This window comes from Pseudolactococcus reticulitermitis (genome assembly GCF_002260845.1).
GTDB classification, from domain to species: domain Bacteria; phylum Bacillota; class Bacilli; order Lactobacillales; family Streptococcaceae; genus Pseudolactococcus; species Pseudolactococcus reticulitermitis.
Genome location: NZ_BEDT01000001.1, coordinates 167,158 through 184,871, shown reverse-complemented (window position 1 = coordinate 184,871; position 17,714 = coordinate 167,158). Strand labels below are relative to the sequence as shown.

16 protein-coding genes are annotated in these 17,714 nt (G+C 41.3%); all 16 read left to right on the top strand.

What is annotated here, in order from left to right:
* Positions 1-18: 18 nt before the first annotated feature.
* The 16 genes from trxB to phoU all read left to right on the top strand — a co-directional run bounded on the left by trxB (position 19) and on the right by phoU (position 17,641).
* Entirely contained in the window at positions 19-942 is a 924-nt protein-coding gene (gene trxB / locus RsY01_RS00820) for a thioredoxin-disulfide reductase (RefSeq protein ID WP_094783670.1), read from the top strand.
* A gap of 130 nt (positions 943-1,072) precedes the next feature.
* A complete protein-coding gene (gene secG, locus RsY01_RS00815; RefSeq protein WP_094783669.1) occupies positions 1,073-1,321 on the top strand; it encodes a preprotein translocase subunit SecG in 249 nt (82 codons plus the stop codon).
* Positions 1,322-1,429: 108 nt separating this feature from the next.
* Positions 1,430-3,733 (top strand): ribonuclease R, encoded by a 2,304-nt coding sequence (rnr, locus tag RsY01_RS00810; RefSeq protein ID WP_094783668.1) that lies wholly within the window; start codon positions 1,430-1,432, stop codon positions 3,731-3,733.
* 14 nt (positions 3,734-3,747) lie between these two features.
* Positions 3,748-4,218 (top strand): SsrA-binding protein SmpB, encoded by a 471-nt coding sequence (gene smpB, locus RsY01_RS00805; RefSeq protein ID WP_061774454.1) that lies wholly within the window; start codon positions 3,748-3,750, stop codon positions 4,216-4,218.
* A gap of 879 nt (positions 4,219-5,097) precedes the next feature.
* Complete coding sequence (locus tag RsY01_RS00800) at positions 5,098-6,267, top strand: nucleotide sugar dehydrogenase (RefSeq protein ID WP_094783667.1); 1,170 nt, start codon at positions 5,098-5,100, stop codon at positions 6,265-6,267.
* Positions 6,268-6,280: 13 nt separating this feature from the next.
* The gene (locus RsY01_RS00795; protein ID WP_094783666.1) at positions 6,281-7,921 is read left to right on the top strand and encodes a glycosyltransferase; all 1,641 of its coding nucleotides are present in this window, start codon (positions 6,281-6,283) and stop codon (positions 7,919-7,921) included.
* Between the two features lie 389 nt (positions 7,922-8,310).
* Positions 8,311-9,318, top strand: a complete 1,008-nt coding sequence (locus RsY01_RS00790; RefSeq protein WP_432205761.1) for a FecCD family ABC transporter permease — start codon at positions 8,311-8,313, stop codon at positions 9,316-9,318.
* Between the two features lie 2 nt (positions 9,319-9,320).
* Positions 9,321-10,082 (top strand): ABC transporter ATP-binding protein, encoded by a 762-nt coding sequence (locus RsY01_RS00785; RefSeq protein ID WP_094783664.1) that lies wholly within the window; start codon positions 9,321-9,323, stop codon positions 10,080-10,082.
* A 26-nt stretch (positions 10,083-10,108) separates the two neighbouring features.
* The gene (locus RsY01_RS00780; RefSeq protein WP_094783663.1) at positions 10,109-11,149 is read left to right on the top strand and encodes an ABC transporter substrate-binding protein; all 1,041 of its coding nucleotides are present in this window, start codon (positions 10,109-10,111) and stop codon (positions 11,147-11,149) included.
* 216 nt (positions 11,150-11,365) lie between these two features.
* A complete protein-coding gene (locus RsY01_RS00775; RefSeq protein WP_094783662.1) occupies positions 11,366-12,235 on the top strand; it encodes a phosphate ABC transporter substrate-binding protein in 870 nt (289 codons plus the stop codon).
* Positions 12,236-12,412: 177 nt separating this feature from the next.
* Positions 12,413-13,273, top strand: coding sequence for a phosphate ABC transporter substrate-binding protein PstS family protein (locus tag RsY01_RS00770; protein ID WP_094783661.1), 861 nt, complete (start codon positions 12,413-12,415; stop codon positions 13,271-13,273).
* 69 nt (positions 13,274-13,342) lie between these two features.
* On the top strand, positions 13,343-14,266 hold the full coding sequence (pstC, locus tag RsY01_RS00765) for a phosphate ABC transporter permease subunit PstC (protein ID WP_094783660.1): 924 nt from the start codon (positions 13,343-13,345) through the stop codon (positions 14,264-14,266).
* Positions 14,266-15,153, top strand: a complete 888-nt coding sequence (gene pstA, locus RsY01_RS00760) for a phosphate ABC transporter permease PstA (protein WP_094783659.1) — start codon at positions 14,266-14,268, stop codon at positions 15,151-15,153. Before pstC ends, pstA begins: the two co-directional genes overlap by 1 nt.
* Before the next feature lie 120 nt (positions 15,154-15,273).
* Entirely contained in the window at positions 15,274-16,077 is an 804-nt protein-coding gene (pstB, locus tag RsY01_RS00755) for a phosphate ABC transporter ATP-binding protein PstB (RefSeq protein ID WP_094783658.1), read from the top strand.
* An 80-nt stretch (positions 16,078-16,157) separates the two neighbouring features.
* Complete coding sequence (pstB, locus tag RsY01_RS00750; RefSeq protein ID WP_167373205.1) at positions 16,158-16,916, top strand: phosphate ABC transporter ATP-binding protein PstB; 759 nt, start codon at positions 16,158-16,160, stop codon at positions 16,914-16,916.
* A 71-nt stretch (positions 16,917-16,987) separates the two neighbouring features.
* On the top strand, positions 16,988-17,641 hold the full coding sequence (gene phoU, locus RsY01_RS00745; protein WP_094783656.1) for a phosphate signaling complex protein PhoU: 654 nt from the start codon (positions 16,988-16,990) through the stop codon (positions 17,639-17,641).
* Positions 17,642-17,714 lie beyond the last annotated feature (73 nt).

The following is a 17,714-nucleotide window of genomic DNA, read 5'->3' as shown; positions in this document are numbered from 1 at the left end:
AAAAAAGGGGAGGGAAACATGACTTTATATGATACAGTTGTCATCGGTGCTGGGCCTGGTGGCATGACCGCAGCGATGTATGCAGCACGTAGTGAACTCAAAGTATTACTGCTTGAACGTGGCGCGCCCGGTGGCCAAATGAACAATACTGCTGAAATTGAAAATTACCCAGGCTATGAAACCATCATGGGGCCTGAATTATCGATGAAAATGTATGAACCGCTTGAAGGACTTGGCGTCGAAAATGCTTACGGCATTGTCCAAAATGTGACGGTCAATGCTGACGGTATCAAGCAAGTTATCACGGAAGATGACGTTTTCGAGGCTAAAACCGTGATTATTGCGACAGGAGCGCAACATCGACATCTCAATGTCCCCGGCGAAGAAGCGTATGGTGCACGTGGTGTCTCTTACTGTGCGGTTTGTGATGGGGCTTTCTTCCGTAATCAAGAGATCTTGGTTGTCGGCGGTGGCGATTCAGCTGTTGAAGAAGCGCTCTTTCTCACACGTTTCGGTAGCTCTGTGACCATTTTACACCGTCGTGATGAACTCCGCGCTCAAAAAATCATCCAAGAACGTGCTTTTTCAAATGATAAAATTTCATTTATCTGGGATTCCGCCGTTGAGGAAGTTTTGGGCAATGACATGAAGATTACAGGCGTTCGGATTAAAAATCTCAAGACGGGTGAGCTAACAGAAAAAGCATTTGGTGGTCTCTTTGTCTATATCGGCATTGATCCGATGACAGAGACGGTCAAAAATCTTGGGATTACGGATGAGATTGGCTGGATTATTACGGATCAAGGCATGCAAACGAAAGTGCCAGGTATTTTCGCAGTCGGAGATGTTCGCCAAAAAGACCTCCGTCAAATCACGACAGCAGTCGGTGAAGGTGCACTTGCTGGTCAAGGCGTTTATAAATATATTACTGAAAATGCTTAAAATGAAAAAGAATTGAGAAGTTCTTTTTTTATTTTGAGCAAAGATATGTTTTTTATGTTATAATAGTTACATAATGGCTATTTCTAGCATATAGAAATAACTAAATGTTGTAAGAAGAAAGTCGGAGAAGATGATAAAAGTTATTTACGATATATTAATTGCAGTCTTACTTATATTGTCAGCAATTTTGATTGTGTCAATTATGATTCAACCCTCTAAACAAGACAGTGCTGCGAGTGCCTTTACAGGTGGTGGCGATGAATTGTTTGAACGCCGTAAAGCACGTGGTTTTGAAGCCGTGATGCAACGCTTTACTGGTGTGATGATTGGACTTTGGCTGCTTGTCGGTTTTGCACTAGTTGTTTTATCTACCAGATAATGACGGGTTGAGCAGTAAAGTAATCGGTGACCCGAAAGAAAGGCTGGGATAAACTCTCGGCTTTTTGTGTTGTGATAGGCCACATCTTTAAAAACATAGAAAGAAGATATGAAATTAAGTAAAAAAATAACGGATTTTTTGGCAAATATGCCATCAAAATCAATCTCACCAAAAATGTTAGCCAGCAATCTAGGAATGGCTGATGATGCTAGCGATTATAAGCATTTGATCAAAACAATTGCCCAATTAGAAGAAAGCAAAGCCATTGAAGTAACAGCTGGTGGCAATCTTGCCCTCCCGCAGCCAGAAGCAGAAGTCCTAGAAGGCACTTTCTCTGCCAACCCACGTGGTTTTGGTTTCGTCAGAATTGGCGAAAATGAACCTGATGTCTTTGTCAAACGTGGCAATACCAAATTTGCCATGAATGAAGATGTTGTCGAGGTCAAAATTACGTCGCCAGCGAATCCCCTCAAAGGCAATGAGGCTGAAGGGAAAGTCGTTGCCATCAAATCTCGCGCGGTGACAAGTCTCGTCGGTGAGTTTTATGCTTTTGATGAAGATGAGAAAAAAAATAGCGGCTCGCTTTTAGGCTACGTTATCAATAAGAATAAGAAAATTCCCTTTAGAACCAATATTTCTAAAAAAGGCTTGCACCCAGAAGTTGGCGATATTGTCCGTGTCGATGTTACCCATTATCCTGACCGTGATTTTCCAGAAGTCCTCCAAGGTCTTGTCACTGAGATTATCGGTAAAGCAACGGATACAGGGATTGACGTCCTAGAAGTCTTGGAATCAATGGGGATTCCATCGCCATTCCCAGAAGACGTCCTCGCTGAAGCCAACGCTGTGCCAGATGAAATCGAAGAAAAAGACATCATCGGTCGTGTCGATTACCGTAACGAAATCGCCTTTACCATTGACGGTGCAGATGCCAAAGACCTTGACGATGCTGTCCATATCAAAGCACTAGATAACGGTAACATTGAGCTTGGCGTGCATATCGCCGATGTCAGCTACTATGTGACCGAAGGCTCTGCCCTTGACCGTGAAGCTCTCAACCGTGGGACGTCGACTTACGTGACAGACCGCGTTGTTCCGATGCTGCCTGAACGCTTGTCAAATGGCATCTGTTCACTGAATCCTCGTGTGAATCGCTTCACGCAGTCATGTGTCATGGAAATTAACCCTGACGGCTATGTTGTCAACTACCAAATTTCTCAGTCTGTGATTAAAACAACGGAACGCATGACCTACTCGGATGTCAATGAAATGCTGGCTGGCAATCAAGAATATCTAGAAAAATTTGCGGCGATTGCAGCATCAGTTGAACAAATGGCGAAACTTCATGCCATTTTGCTAGCCATGCGTGCGCGTCGTGGGTCAATCGACTTTGAAACCCAAGAAGCGAAAATCATCGTTGATAAACTCGGTAAACCCATCGAGATTCAAGTCCGCAAACGTGGGATAGCTGAGATGATGATTGAGTCCTTCATGCTGATTGCCAATGAAACGGTTGCGCGTAGCTTTGCGACACGTGAACTGCCATTTATCTATCGGGTGCATGAGCATCCCAAAGCCGATAAATTAACCCGTTTTATTGATTTCGCCTCAGTTTTTGGTATTCCTTTGAAAGGCACACCTGAAAACATGCAGTCAAAAGACTTGCAAGATTTCATGCTGAAAATCAAGGATCAACCGGGTGAAATGGTGCTGTCAACCATGCTCTTACGCTCCATGCAACAAGCCCGTTATGATGAAGATAACCTCGGACATTTCGGTCTGGCTGCGGAGTACTACACGCATTTCACATCACCGATTCGCCGTTACCCAGATTTACTGGTGCATCGCTTGATTCGTGCTGAAAGCCACCCGACGACGGAAGTTATCGAGCATTTCGAAGCAATTATCCCTGAAATTGCTCAGCTCACATCGTCTCGCGAACGCCGAGCCATCGATGCGGAACGTGCCGTCGAGGCCATGAAAAAAGCAGAGTACATGGCAAGTTATGTCGACACTGAGTACGACGTGACAATCTCATCTGTAACCCGCTTCGGTTTCTTCGTCTCGCTCCCAAATACCATCGAGGGCTTGGTCCACATGTCAACGCTGGGCGATGATTTTTACAACTTCAACGAGCGCGATTTGACTCTTAAAGGCGAGCGCACCGGCAAGGTGTTCCGCATGGGACAGCCGGTTAAAGTCAAGTTAGTGAAAGCTGATAAAGTCACTGGCGACATCGACTTTGAACATGTCGACAGCGATTTAGACGTCGTTGAAGCGGTTGAAAAGCGCAGTAGAGAGAGCCATGGCGGACGTGATTCCCGTGATAAACGCCCCGACTGGAAGAAAAATAAAGATAAAGACAAGAAACCTTTTCATAAAAAAGGCGGCAAACCTGCTAGAAAAAAATAGGAGGTCGTGTGTAAATGGCAAAAGATAAAGTCAAGGATAATGTGGTCGCCCAAAATAAAAAGGCGCATTATGACTATGAGATTACCGAAACATTTGAGGCGGGGATCGTGCTGACCGGCACAGAAATCAAGTCAGTCAGACAAGCTCGGATTAATATTAGAGATGGTTTTGCCCGTGTGCGAAATGGCGAAGTTTGGCTGAGTAATGTTCACATTTCACCTTTCGACGAAGGTAATATATGGAATGTTGACCCGACGCGCAGTCGCAAACTGTTACTGCATAAAAAGCAAATCGCTAAAATTGAAGCTGAAATTTCACAGGCCGGCATGAGTTTTGTCCCTTTACGTGTCTACATCAAAGATGGTTTTGCCAAAGTTTTGATGGGACTTGCCAAAGGTAAGAAGAATTACGATAAACGTGAAACGATTAAGCGTAAAGAACAAAATCGTGATATTGCGAAGCAATTGAAAGCTTTTAACCGTTGAGTCAAGAAGAAAAACGTATTTGAAGACTAGTTCAAATGCGTTTTTTTGTCTTTTAAATGATAGAGATTACACTATCATTAGAGTACGGAAAAAATTTAGAAAAGGTTAAAATTCAGAGTGCTTTTTGAAAGCCTTTACAGTAGTTTATGAAAGCTTTTTTTCTATCTAAAAAAGAGACAACATGTCCTCCAATTTCCCTATTATTAGGATAAAACTTCCTATTAATTCAATATTTATAAGTATCGAAAAGTGACACCATGTCATGTATCAAAACTTGAAGCTTATGTTTTTGACATGTTAAAATGAAGCTGTAAGATAGAGGGATGTTTTTAAGAACCTTGAAATAAAAAATGCCATGACGATGGCAAGAGACCAATCAACTTATTTCCTGACTATAAACATTTTCTTTCTCTTACATTTGTAGTAATCAAGTAAATATTTTACTTATTTTCATTACTTTAGGTACCGTGATTACTCTTATTAGCAGTGTGTCCGCTTCAGTATTAGGGGGGCATAATATAAGGGAGACATTCCCAATTCAGAAAATGAAAAAAACTAGACAAGGATGTGATTGTTCAAAATAATCAATTTATTTTGAACTTATCTCAAGATAGTGATATCTCAGATGAACAAGTAAAAAATTTACAAACTATTATTTCCAAAACAAACAATTATATTAAAACTAATATTTTTAGAGTCAAGAGGGTAGATAATGTTTGTAGATTCTTTATTTTTACTTAATTCAGGGTGAAAATAGAGGAACTAAGTTGTTTGAAATATATTATAATAATGAATGTTCTGTATTTTTGTATACATGTAAAAGAAATAGAACAACAGATGAGGAAATTATGAAAAAAGACTGGGAGAATGAGAGCAAAAATGCGAATATCAGTATTTGGGCTAGGGTATGTTGGACTGGCCAATTCATTATTGTTAGGGCAGCATGAAGAGGTGATTAGCTATGATATTGATGCCCATAAAATTAGTTTGTTAAATGATGACCACTCCCCTTTAGTAGATGATTACATTGAAACATTTATTAAAGAAAAGCGTTCAAATGTGGTCTATACGACAGATTTTGAGCGAACGGTTTTATGGGGTGATTATCTATTAATTGCCACACCGACCGATTATGACGAAGAAACGGGTTACTTTGATACGTCAACCATTGAGGCGGTGATAGAAAAAGCCATTCAGCTCAAAGCTGATGCCAAATTTATCATCAAATCAACGATTCCAATCGGCTATGTTGCAAACTTAAAAGAAAAGTATCCAAGCGTTCAAACGATTATTTTTTGTCCTGAGTTTTTGCGCGAAGGAACAGCACTGTATGATAATTTATATCCTTCTCGGATTGTCATTGGCGATACCAGTAATGCCGCAAGAGAAATCGGTGATATGTTTTTGCGAAATACTTGGGATAAGGACGTATCTGTGCTCTATACTGGCGAAACAGAGGCGGAAGCAGTCAAGTTATTTTCCAATACCTATCTAGCCCTCCGTGTCGCTTATTTCAATGAATTGGATACTTTTGCTCAGATAAATGGTCTAAAATCGAAGCAAATCATTGAAGCAATGGGAATGGATGAACGGATTGGTTCTCACTATAATAATCCAAGTTTTGGCTATGGCGGTTACTGTCTGCCCAAGGATACTAAGCAATTGAAACAAAACTATCATCAAGTACCGGAACGCTTGATTTCAGCAATCGTTGCCTCCAATGATGTTCGAAAAGACTTTGTTGCTGATAATATCATGGCAAAAAATCCTAAGGTAGTAGGCATTTACCGTTTAACCATGAAACATGGTAGTGACAATTTTAGGTACAGTGCGATTCAGGATGTGATGGCGAGACTAAAATCTAAAGGTGTTGAAATTGTTATTTACGAACCAACTTTGAGCGTCCCACATTTTAAGGAAAATCAACTTGTGCATAGTTTAGAAGCCTTTAAAAAAGTGGCTGATATTATCGTCGCCAATCGTTGGGATGAAAGTCTGTGCGATGTCGCACATAAGGTGCATACGCACGATGTTTTTGTGAGAGATTAGGGGGAGAGAAAGTTTGAAAAAATCACTTATGATTGTATTGGAGTTTTTGGTAGTTATATCGGTATTTAGTTTACCTGTTATTATTTTGGGACATACGACTTATCAAGAAATCAATCACTTTTTCCATGAGAATATTGTTGACTTGATGCTTTCAGGGAAATTGCCATTATTGGTAGCAGTTTTAGTTGTGCTTATCAGTTTAATTGTACATTTTCGGTTTAAACCTGAATTAAAGCAGATTGCTAAATCGCGTCACTGTAATTTTCATAAGCGAAAATATGTTTTGGGTCACTGGGGAAGTACAGTATCGACGAGTCAAAAGCATCATCATTTTCATCGTCATGGTTTAACTTTGGCATTTTTATTTATATTGACATGCTCACTTATTACTGCTTATATTTATCATCGGGTTGCAATATCTAGCAGCCATGCTTTAGTCAATTTGATTCCTTTCTTTGTACTTTGTGGTGGTTTAGCCATTTTCCATTTTTTAATTTCTTTGTTTTACACGCCTTATGTTTCAAAAGAGGGAAATCAAGTCAATCTGAAAGTTCATGCTTTGATTCCAGCTTATAATGAACCAGTAGAGAATTTAGAAAAGACTTTTGACTCACTTCTACAACAAGAAATGCTACCGAATTCAGTTGTTTTGGTCAATGATGGGAGTACATTATTTAACTATAATCAATTAGCTGAGAGATTTGAAAGACTTTTTCGACAAAAAGGTGTTGTCTTCAAGTTAATTAATCAAGAAAATAGTGGTAAACGCGCTTCTTTGATAAAAGCCTATGATTATTTAGAACTTGAAGAAAGTCCAGAAAATATTATCTTTACGATTGATTCCGATACAACACTTGATAAATATGCTATCGCCGAAGGCGTGATTCCTTTTCAAGATGCACAAGTTTATTCAGTAGCAGGTGTTATTGCTGGTAGAAATATGAGTGATAACCTGATGACCGGTATAATGGAATTGATACTTGTGGGTCACCAACAATTGATTGAACGTGCTACGGCGAGCTTTTTTGGCAGTGTTCCTGTCAATAATGGACCGATTGCTTTTTATCGGATGGCAGTTTTTAATCTTGCAAAAGAAATGAAATTCACAAGTGAGACATTCAGAGGACAACGGATTGAGTTTTCCGATGATAGTTTTTTAACTGCTTGTGGCTTGATGTTAGGGCGCTGTGTCGCACAATTTTCATCAGTTGGCTATACAGACTTCCCAAATAAATTTAGCCATTTATTGAGACAGCAACTTCGGTGGATGAGAGGAAGTTTTATTCGAGGATTTTGGAGAATTGCATTTTTCAACTTGACGAGTTTTGTTTTCTGGCGCCAACTTTTGACATGGTTGACATTTGCAATCACAACTGTTCTGAGTTTGCAAATTATCATTTTCTTTGTGACACAAGGGACACTTTTGACGTTACTCTTTATGCTTGTCATCCCTTTGATACTTAATATGGTATTATCGCTTTCTTATTTTGCGATTCACCGGGAAGATATGGGGGTCAAGCAGAAGTTTAAGATTTTTGCACTTTTCCCTTTAGCGATGGTTTGGAATTTCTTTGTCTTAAGAACAATTCGTCTGATTGGCTATTTTACGCATAAGCAGACTGGTTGGGGAACACGAGAAAAAGTTGAACTCTGATGTTTTAAATTAGAATGTGCCAATAAAAGTCAAAAATTAGCAGAATTTAGCTAACTATAAAATAGATAAACCGCATGAAATCAACGTTTTTAAAACGAATTTCATGCGATTTATCTATTTTTTACAGTTTGTCCCAGTTTCTTTTTTGTTAGTAAATACCTAGAATTGACAAAATAGTCTGACACCAAATGTAAAAAAGTATTTACATTTTATCGAAAGTCGGCTATACTGAAATAGTTACAAAAATAATAATACGAAAAAAGCGATGCGACTTAGTCGTGAACTTCAGTAGAAGTTGGCTTGACGTTTTGTATATAAAGGGGGAACACATGCTTACTAGCAACAGGAAACGGCAGACCCCGATGCTTGTGTGGGTTGGACTTTTTCTGATGATGATTACTCTATCTGTTATCGTTTCGGTCAGCAATGGTCAGGCTGATATTTCCTTTTGGGATGTGGGGCGTATTTTGGTCAACAAGATGAGTCAAGGTACGATTGGCGAGATTAAGGACTTACCAGTTTCATCTGTTAATATTATCTGGTTCATCCGGATGCCCAGGATTTTACTGGCGATTTTTGTAGGCTTAGGTTTAGCGCTTTGTGGCACGGTCATGCAAGCTGTCGTTCAAAATCCGCTGGCTGATCCTTATATCTTAGGGATTTCATCAGGGTCATCTTTAGGGGCAACTTTTGCTATTTTGATTGGCTTTGGCTCAGGTTCGTTTTTATCTCAGTTTGGCATTGGCTTAGGTGCTTTTGCGGGCGCTATGATTGCGACCTTATCGGTCTTGATGTTGTCAAATATCGGTGGTCGGATGACCAGTGTCAAGCTGATTTTATCAGGCTCAGTCATCAGTAGCTTATTTGGTTCTGTTTCGAACCTCATCGTTTATCTGGCTGGCAATTCAGAAGGAATCAAAACGATTCAGTTTTGGCTGATGGGGAGTTTGGCATCAGCCACTTGGTCTAAACTAGGCATGCTGATTGTGCCCGTTTTACTCGTTTTTGGCTTCTTTTTAACGCAGTCAAGGCTATTAAATGTCATGCTTTTGGGGGATGAAGCAGCGGTGACACTCGGCGTGTCACTCAGCAGATATCGCCGACTCTACATGGCGATGACCTCGTTGACAACAGGGCTCATCGTCGCCAATTCAGGTATGATTGGCTTTGTCGGTCTCATCGTGCCGCATATTGTTCGTGGGTTGTTCGGGAGTGACCACAAGGTGACGCTCCCCTTGACAGCTGTCTGTGGTGCTTTATTCATGATTTGGGCGGACTTAATTTCTCGGATTTTAATCCATAATGTGGAACTCCCGATTGGGATTATCACAGCGATGATTGGCGCACCCTTATTTATCTACATTATCATCAAAAAAGGGTACAGTTTTGGGGGCTAAAGATGAAATTATCCATTCAAAATCTTGAGATAGAAGTGGCACATCAGTCGATTGTGCGTCAGGTTTCCTTAGAAGTACCAGCTCAAAAAACGGTTGGTCTGATTGGTGCCAATGGGTCAGGCAAATCGACGTTATTAAGAAGTATTTATAAGAGTATCGCTCCCAAAAAAGGGACGATTTATATCGATGACATCGATGTTTTGACCTCGCCGAATAAAAAGGTGGCGAAACATCTAGGTGTTGTTGGTCAGTTTAATGAACTGAATTTTGATTTGACAGTCGAGCAGATGGTTCTGTTAGGCAGAACACCGCATAAAAAGATGATGGAAGCTGATAATCTTTACGATTTTCAACGCGTTCAGGAAGCGCTGCTCAGAACGAATCTGATGCATGATAAGGACAGGAGTTACCTCTCCTTGTCTGGTGGCGAAAAACAGCGGGTGATTCTAGCCAGAACCATTGCTCAAGAGCCGAAAGTCATGATTTTGGACGAGCCGACCAACCATCTGGATATTCGCTATCAGTTGGAGATTTTGACGGCGGTTAAAGATCTCGACATCACGACCTTTGTTGCCCTGCATGATTTGGAGCTGACAGCATCTTATTGTGATTACATCTATGCGCTGAAAAATGGGGAAGTCATCGCGCAAGGGACGCCTGAGGCGGTCTTGACAGAGGAGTTAATCGCTGAGATTTATCAGGTCAAGTGTCAAATTTATCAAAATCCGATTACGCAGCAACTGGGATTTCATTATTCAATATAATATAGCGTTAGTATAAGGGAAAGAAAATGAAAAAAATTATAATCGCAACCATTTTAGGCTTGTCAGCTTTAGCATTAGCTGCCTGTGGTCAAAAGCCAGTAGAAAAGTCAGCAACAGCATCAAACCAGTCGGGTGAAACGACTTATCCACTGACGATTAAGAACTACAAAAAAGGCGTTGGCAGTGATTCCAAATCAGAGCCAACTTGGCCTGAAAGCACGCAAACGTTCACCCATGCACCTAAAAAAGTGTTGGCCAATACCCGCCCGATGGCAGAACTTTTACTGCATCTCGGACTTGAAACATCAATCGCTGGGGTCGGTGCTGTCTTTGGCGAGAAAGATGCGAGTGTTGAAGCAGAGTTTAACAAGCTTAAAAATTTAGGCACTACCTATATTCCACAGGAAACAGCTTTGTCTGTTGCCCCTGACATGGTCTTTGGTCGTGGGAATTTATTTGAAAAATCAGAGTGGGGCGTTGGGACAGTTGAGTCCTTAAATGAGATGCATATCCCGACGTATATCATGAAAACTTCAATCAAAGGTGGCACCTTTAACTCCATTTATGGCGATATTGACAATCTCGGGAAGATTTTTAATGTCAAACCTGTTGCAGACAAGTTTAAGACTGAGTTAAAAGCGCGTGAAGCAGCGCTGAAAGACAGTCTGAAAGATGTCAAGAAAACGCAGACTTTTGCCTATATCCATTCCAATGATCCTGGGGACATCAGTGGCTATTCATTAACGGGTGACACCTTTTCAGTGAGCTTGTTTAAAATGCTGAAACTCAAACAAGCTTACGATGTCCCAACAGGAACAGTTAGTATCGAAAAAATCATCGAAACTGATCCAGATATGATTATCATTCCAAAATGGGACGAGACAAATAATGCTGAGAAGATGGTTAAAAGCCTCTATAGCAATGACAAGGTATCAAACTTAAGGGCCATTCAAAATAAAAAAGTTTATATTTTGAATTATAACTATATGTTTGGTTACAGCTATCAATCCCTTGCTGGATTTGAAGCATTTGCCAAAGCCGTCTATCCTGAATTGGCCAAAAAATAGACGTGAAGCTAATTAAAAAGGACGCGGATAAAGCGTCCTTTTACCATTCTTTTACCTATTTTTTACAAAAAATCGTCGGAACTTTTACACAAGATTTAAGAGTTCAGCGGTATAATAATTTTGTAAGGCAATGGTGCCTACAATAAATCAAAAAATGACAAACACTAAAAACGCTTCTGATTTTTAGTGGACGTTGGTCTTGTAAAGGGAAAAATCATGAAAAAATCAGTTTTGATCGCAGCAGCAGCCGTATCACTTTTAGCACTCGCAGCTTGCGGACAAAAATCTTCTGGCACATCTTCATCTTCAACAGCTAAGGCAGAAAAAATCACGGTCGCAGGCTCAACTGCCTTACAACCGTTGGTCGAAGCCAATGTTGAAAGCTTTATACAAGAGAACACTAATTTGCAAATCACTGTTCAAGGTGGTGGCTCAGGTTTAGGCTTGTCACAAGTGTCAAGTGGCGCAATTCAGATTGGGAATTCTGACCTTTTCGCAGAAGAAAAAGATGCCAGTTTAGCAGAAAAAGTGAAAGATCATAAAGTCGCAGTCGTTGGCTTTGCACCGATTGTCAATAAAGATATTAAAGTTGACGGCTTGACATCAGCACAGCTGAAAGACATCTTCACTGGCAAAGTGACCAACTGGAAAGAAGTTGGCGGGCAAGATCAGGCAATTACAGTGATTAACCGTGCAGAAGGTTCAGGGACACGTTTCAACTTCGAAAAGTATGGTCTGGATAATGCCAAGGTTGTCAAAGCAAGCGAACAAGATTCATCAGGTGCAGTCGTTCAAATGGTCTCACAAACACCAGGTGCGATTAGCTATGTGGCTTTCTCAAATATCAAAGACACCGTTAAAGCACTTGAACTTGACGGCGTGAAGCCAACTGAAAAAAATGTTGCAACAAACGACTGGAAAATCTGGTCTTACGAGCATATGTATACAGAAAAAGGCAACACAACAGATGGTCAAGAAAAATTCATCACTACTGTGACCAAAAACAAAACACTCCTTGAAAAATTAGGTTACCTTTCTGTTGAAGAGATGAAAGTCACTCGCGATCAAGAAGGCAATATCAAGTAAAACCACAGATTAACACTTCAAATCGTTCAATCTTACTAATCAATCATGGATTAACAAAGCAAATTTGACCTGTCAAATTTGTGGTACATAGTTTACTCTCCCAAATTTTTACACAAAATTTACATTTATCCGTGGCATAAATGTTAAAATAGAAGTATTGAACGATTTGGAGGAGTTATGAGGAGAAAGATAGTGCTTTTGGCCTCAGCCATGGTAGTCCTTGCGACATTATCAGGTTGTGCCAAGTGGATAGACAAAGGTGAATCAATAACGGCTGTAGGATCGAGTGCCTTACAGCCTTTAGTTGAGTCCGCAGCTGAAACATTTGCCCAAGAAAAACCCGGAAAATTTATTAATGTCCAAGGTGGTGGCTCGGGAACTGGCTTGTCACAAGTCCAGTCAGGTGCTGTTCAAATCGGGAACTCGGATTTATTCGCTGAAGAAAAAGACGGGATTGATGCTAAAAAATTAGTCGATCATAAGGTTGCAGTTGTCGGTATTGCACCGATTGTTAATAAAAAAGTTGGCATCAAAGCCTTGACAACTGAACAGCTCCGTCAAATTTTCACGGGTAACATCACGAACTGGAAAGCAGTTGGTGGTAAGGATTTGAAAATTGTCTTAATCAATAGAGCTGCTGGTTCTGGCACACGTTCAACATTTGAACGCTGGATTATGGATGGCAAACAAGCCAAAAATTCTCAGGAACAGGATTCATCTGGGATGGTTAAATCAATCGTGGCGCAAACTCCTGGAGCGATTAGCTATCTTGCTTTTTCAAATATTGATACATCCGTGACGAAAGTTTCACTTGATGGTTTTGATCCAACAACGGCTAATGTGGCGGATAACCATTGGCCGATTTGGGCGTATGAGCATATGTACACCAAAGGGCAACCTCAAAGCCTGACGAAAGCATTTTTAGATTATATGCTATCTGATGCCGTTCAAGGCAATCTTGTCCAAAAAATGGGGTATATCTCCGTGAATCAGATGCACGTTGAACGTGATGCTGAGGGGCATGTCACCCAAAAATAATCCTGTAACCTACTTAAATGAGATGGCTTATCTAGATGTCTCAACACTTAATTATAGAAATTAAATCGAATGAAAAAAGAAACTGTTCAAGAAAAATTACTTTCTAAATCAAAAAATTCCCAACTCGAGAAGTTTGGCAAGACGATTACCTTCTGTTGTATTGCTGTGATTGTCTTCGTCGTTGCCATGATTTTCTTCTTTGTCGCACAAAAAGGGTTCTCAACCTTTTTTGTCGACAAAATCAATCCTTTCAAATTCTTGTTTGGCACGACTTGGAATCCGTCAGAGCTTGGCCCTGATGGTAAACCTTTAGTTGGTGCGCTACCGATGATTACAGGATCGCTGATTGTGACCGTTTTGTCAGCGATTTTGGCGACACCATTTGCTATTGGTGCAGCGGTTTTCATGACAGAAATTTCACCTAATCGTGGTGCGAAACTCTTGCAACCGGTTATCGAATTATTGGTCGGCATTCCGTCCGTTGTCTATGGTTTCATCGGCTTGACCGTTGTGGTACCTGCCATTCGCGGCGTTTTTGGTGGGACTGGTTTTGGTCTCTTGTCTGGTATCTTCGTCCTCTTTGTGATGATTTTACCGACCGTCACGTCCATGACCGTTGATGCCATGAAAGCTGTGCCTAGCTTTTATAAAGAAGCTTCGCTCGGCTTAGGTGCGACACGGTGGCAGACAATTTGGCGTGTCCTGTTACGTGCAGCAACACCTGGTATTTTAACCGCTGTCGTATTCGGCATGGCGAGAGCTTTTGGTGAAGCTTTAGCCATTCAGATGGTTGTCGGTAATGCCGCCATTTTACCAACAAGTTTGACATCCCCTGCGTCAACATTGACTTCTGTCTTGACCCAAGGTATCGGCAATACAATCATGGGCACTGTCCAAAATAACGTTTTATGGTCACTCGCGCTCATTTTATTACTCATGTCTTTATTATTTAATATCGGCATGCGCGCGATTGCGAAGAGAGGAAGCCTATAATGAATCCTAAAAAAGTTGATAAACTGGCAACGAATGTCCTCTATGTGATTTCAGGTATTATCGTTGTCATTCTGGCATCGTTACTCCTGTATATCCTCGTTCGTGGCCTGCCACACATTTCGTGGCATTTCTTGACAAGTCCGTCAAAAGCTTATGAAGTCGGTGGTGGGATTGGCATTCAGCTCTTTAACAGTATTTTCCTCCTCGTGATTACGATGATTATTTCATTTCCATTATCACTTGGTGCGGGCATTTATCTATCTGAGTATGCCAACCAAAATTCATGGGTAACTAATTTAGTTAGAACGTCGATTGAAATCTTGAGTTCACTCCCTTCAGTCGTCGTTGGTTTGTTCGGTTTCCTGATTTTCGTTGTTCAGTTCGGCTACGGTTTCTCGATTATCTCGGGTGCCTTGGCTTTGACTGTCTTTAACCTGCCTTTGATGACGCGTAATGTCGAAGAATCGCTAAAAGCGGTGCATCATACGCAACGTGAGGGGGGCTTAGCTCTGGGCTTGTCGCGGTGGGAAACAGTTTTACACGTGATAGTACCAGAAGCCTTGCCAGGTATCGTCACAGGCGTTGTCTTGTCATCTGGTCGTATCTTCGGGGAAGCCGCAGCGCTTATCTATACAGCAGGTCAATCAGCCCCAGCACTTGACTGGTCAAACTGGAATCCCATGTCAGTCAGCTCACCGATTTCGATTTTCCGTCAGGCAGAAACGTTGGCTGTCCACATCTGGAAAGTCAACGGTGAAGGCACTGTCCCAGATGGTGCAGCCGTCTCTGCCGGTGCCAGTGCAGTCCTGATTATCTTTGTGCTTTTGTTTAATTTCGGCGCTCGATTTATCGGCAAGAAAATTCATAGCAAATTGACAGCATCGTAAAACAGGAAGAAAGACTTTGAGCGGACAAAGTTCGCGAATGACCCTGCTTGGCAGGAGCGTAAGCGGAGGTCAAGTTTCAAGATTTCTCGTTGTGAAATCGAAGAAAGGAACAACACTAGTATGGCAACTTATGATTGGCAAGAACGTCATATCATTGGTCTTGATGGCCGTGAAATCGCCCTTGAAACAAAAGATTTACACGTCTACTACGGTAGCAACGAATCAATCAAGGGAATTGATATGAAGTTTGAAAAAAATAAAATTACGGCTTTGATTGGCCCTTCTGGCTCTGGTAAATCAACTTATCTCCGTAGTCTCAACCGGATGAATGATACGATTGCCATTGCAAAAGTCACAGGCGAGATTAATTATCAAGGCGTTGATGTGAATAAACAAAATGTCAACGTTTATGAAATGCGCAAGCATATTGGCATGGTTTTCCAACGCCCCAACCCGTTTTCAAAATCAATTTACCGCAATATCACCTTTGCGCTTGAACGTCAAGGGATTAAGGATAAGAAAACCTTAGATGAAGCTGTCGAAACGTCTCTTAGACAAGCAGCGTTATGGGATCAAGTTAAAGATGACCTAGATAAATCAGCTTTGGCGCTTTCAGGTGGACAGCAACAGCGTTTGTGTATCGCCCGTGCGATTGCCGTTAAGCCAGATATTTTATTGATGGATGAACCAGCGTCAGCGCTAGACCCGATTTCTACGATGCAACTTGAAGAAACGATGATGGCACTCAAGGAAAATTATACGATCATTATCGTCACGCATAATATGCAACAAGCGGCGCGGGCGAGTGATTATACTGGATTTTTCTATTCAGGCGACCTCATCGAGTATGATAAGACTTCGAAAATCTTCACGCGCCCTGAGCTTAAATCTACTGGGGATTATGTATCAGGACATTTCGGTTAAAATGTTGGGTCGCATGGTTGAAGGCTTTAAGATGTCGAGATACGATCAGTGCGTCTGACTAAAAAGATTAAGGAAACATTATGACAGAACCTATTTTACAAGTGCAAGATTTATCGCTTTTCTATGGCAAGAAACAATCACTCTTTGATATTAATATGGCTTTTTATCCGGGCGAGATTACTGCCTTGATTGGGCCATCAGGCTCAGGGAAATCGACGCTTTTGCGCTCGATTAACCGGATGAATGATTTGGTGCCGTCAGCTAAGGTGACAGGCAAAATCATGTATAAGGATGGCGATATTTACAGTTCGAAAACAGACATGGTTGAGCTGCGTAAGGAAATCGGCATGGTTTTCCAACAGCCCAATCCTTTTCCCTTTTCTATCTATGAAAATGTGATTTATGGCTTGCGGCTCAAAGGTGTGAAGGACAAGGCGATTTTAGACGAAGCAGTGGAAGAATCGCTTAAAGCTGCCAATATCTGGGATGAGGTTAAGGACAAACTCCATAGCTCAGCGCTTGGTCTCTCAGGTGGGCAGCAGCAGCGTGTGTGTATCGCGCGCGTTCTAGCGGTCAATCCTGACATTCTCTTACTGGATGAGCCGACATCAGCACTCGATCCAATTTCCGCTGGTAAAATCGAGACCATGCTCTTAGACTTAAAAGAAAAATATACGATTTTAATCGTGACCCACTCGATGCAACAAGCCAGCCGAATTTCTGATCGAACAGCCTTTTTCCTAAATGGTGAGCTGATTGAATATGATAAAACGAAGAAAATCTTCTTGGATCCAAAAGAACAGTCAACATCAGACTATGTGACGGGTAAATTTGGTTAAGCGTAATTTGAATAATCGTCATATGATACGCCGCCGGAACCGTTTGAAAGACCTAATATGGAAGGAATGATATGTTAAGAACACAATTTGAAGAAGAACTCAATAAACTGCACAACCAATTTTATTCGATGGGGACGCAAGTATCCGCTCAGGTCAATCGCGCTGTCCGTGCCTTCGTCAGTCACGATCGTGATTTGGCAGAGGATGTGATAGAGGCAGACCAACAAATCAATGATCAAGAAACAAAGTTGGAAACCAAATCACTCGAAATGATTGCTTTACAGCAGCCTGTTTCACATGATTTGCGGACGATTATCACCGTTTTGAAAGCCTCATCAGACTTGGAACGCATGGGGGACCACGCCGTTTCCATCGCCAAAGCAACGATTAGCCTCAAAGGTGAAGAACGGATTCATATCGTCGAGGCAGATATTTCACTCATGGGCGAACGGGTGAAATCTATCGTTGATGCGTCACTCAACGCCTATATCCAAGGCGATGCTGAACGTGCGCGGGAAATTGCCAGCTGGGATGATACAGTTGACCAAATGTACGGGGAAATTCAAACCAAGACCCTAGCCGCCATGGAAGAAAATCAAGAAACGATTACGACAGGTAAAGATTACTTGTTGACAACCATGTACTTGAAACGGATTAGCGACTATGCGAAAAATCTCTGTGAGTGGATTGTTTATCTGAAAACGGGTAAGATTGTTGAATTGTAAAATCTGAAAGCACTTCGGTGCTTTTTTGATTCCCGCAATTTCTTCCGATTTATGGTAGAATATGAAAAAAGGT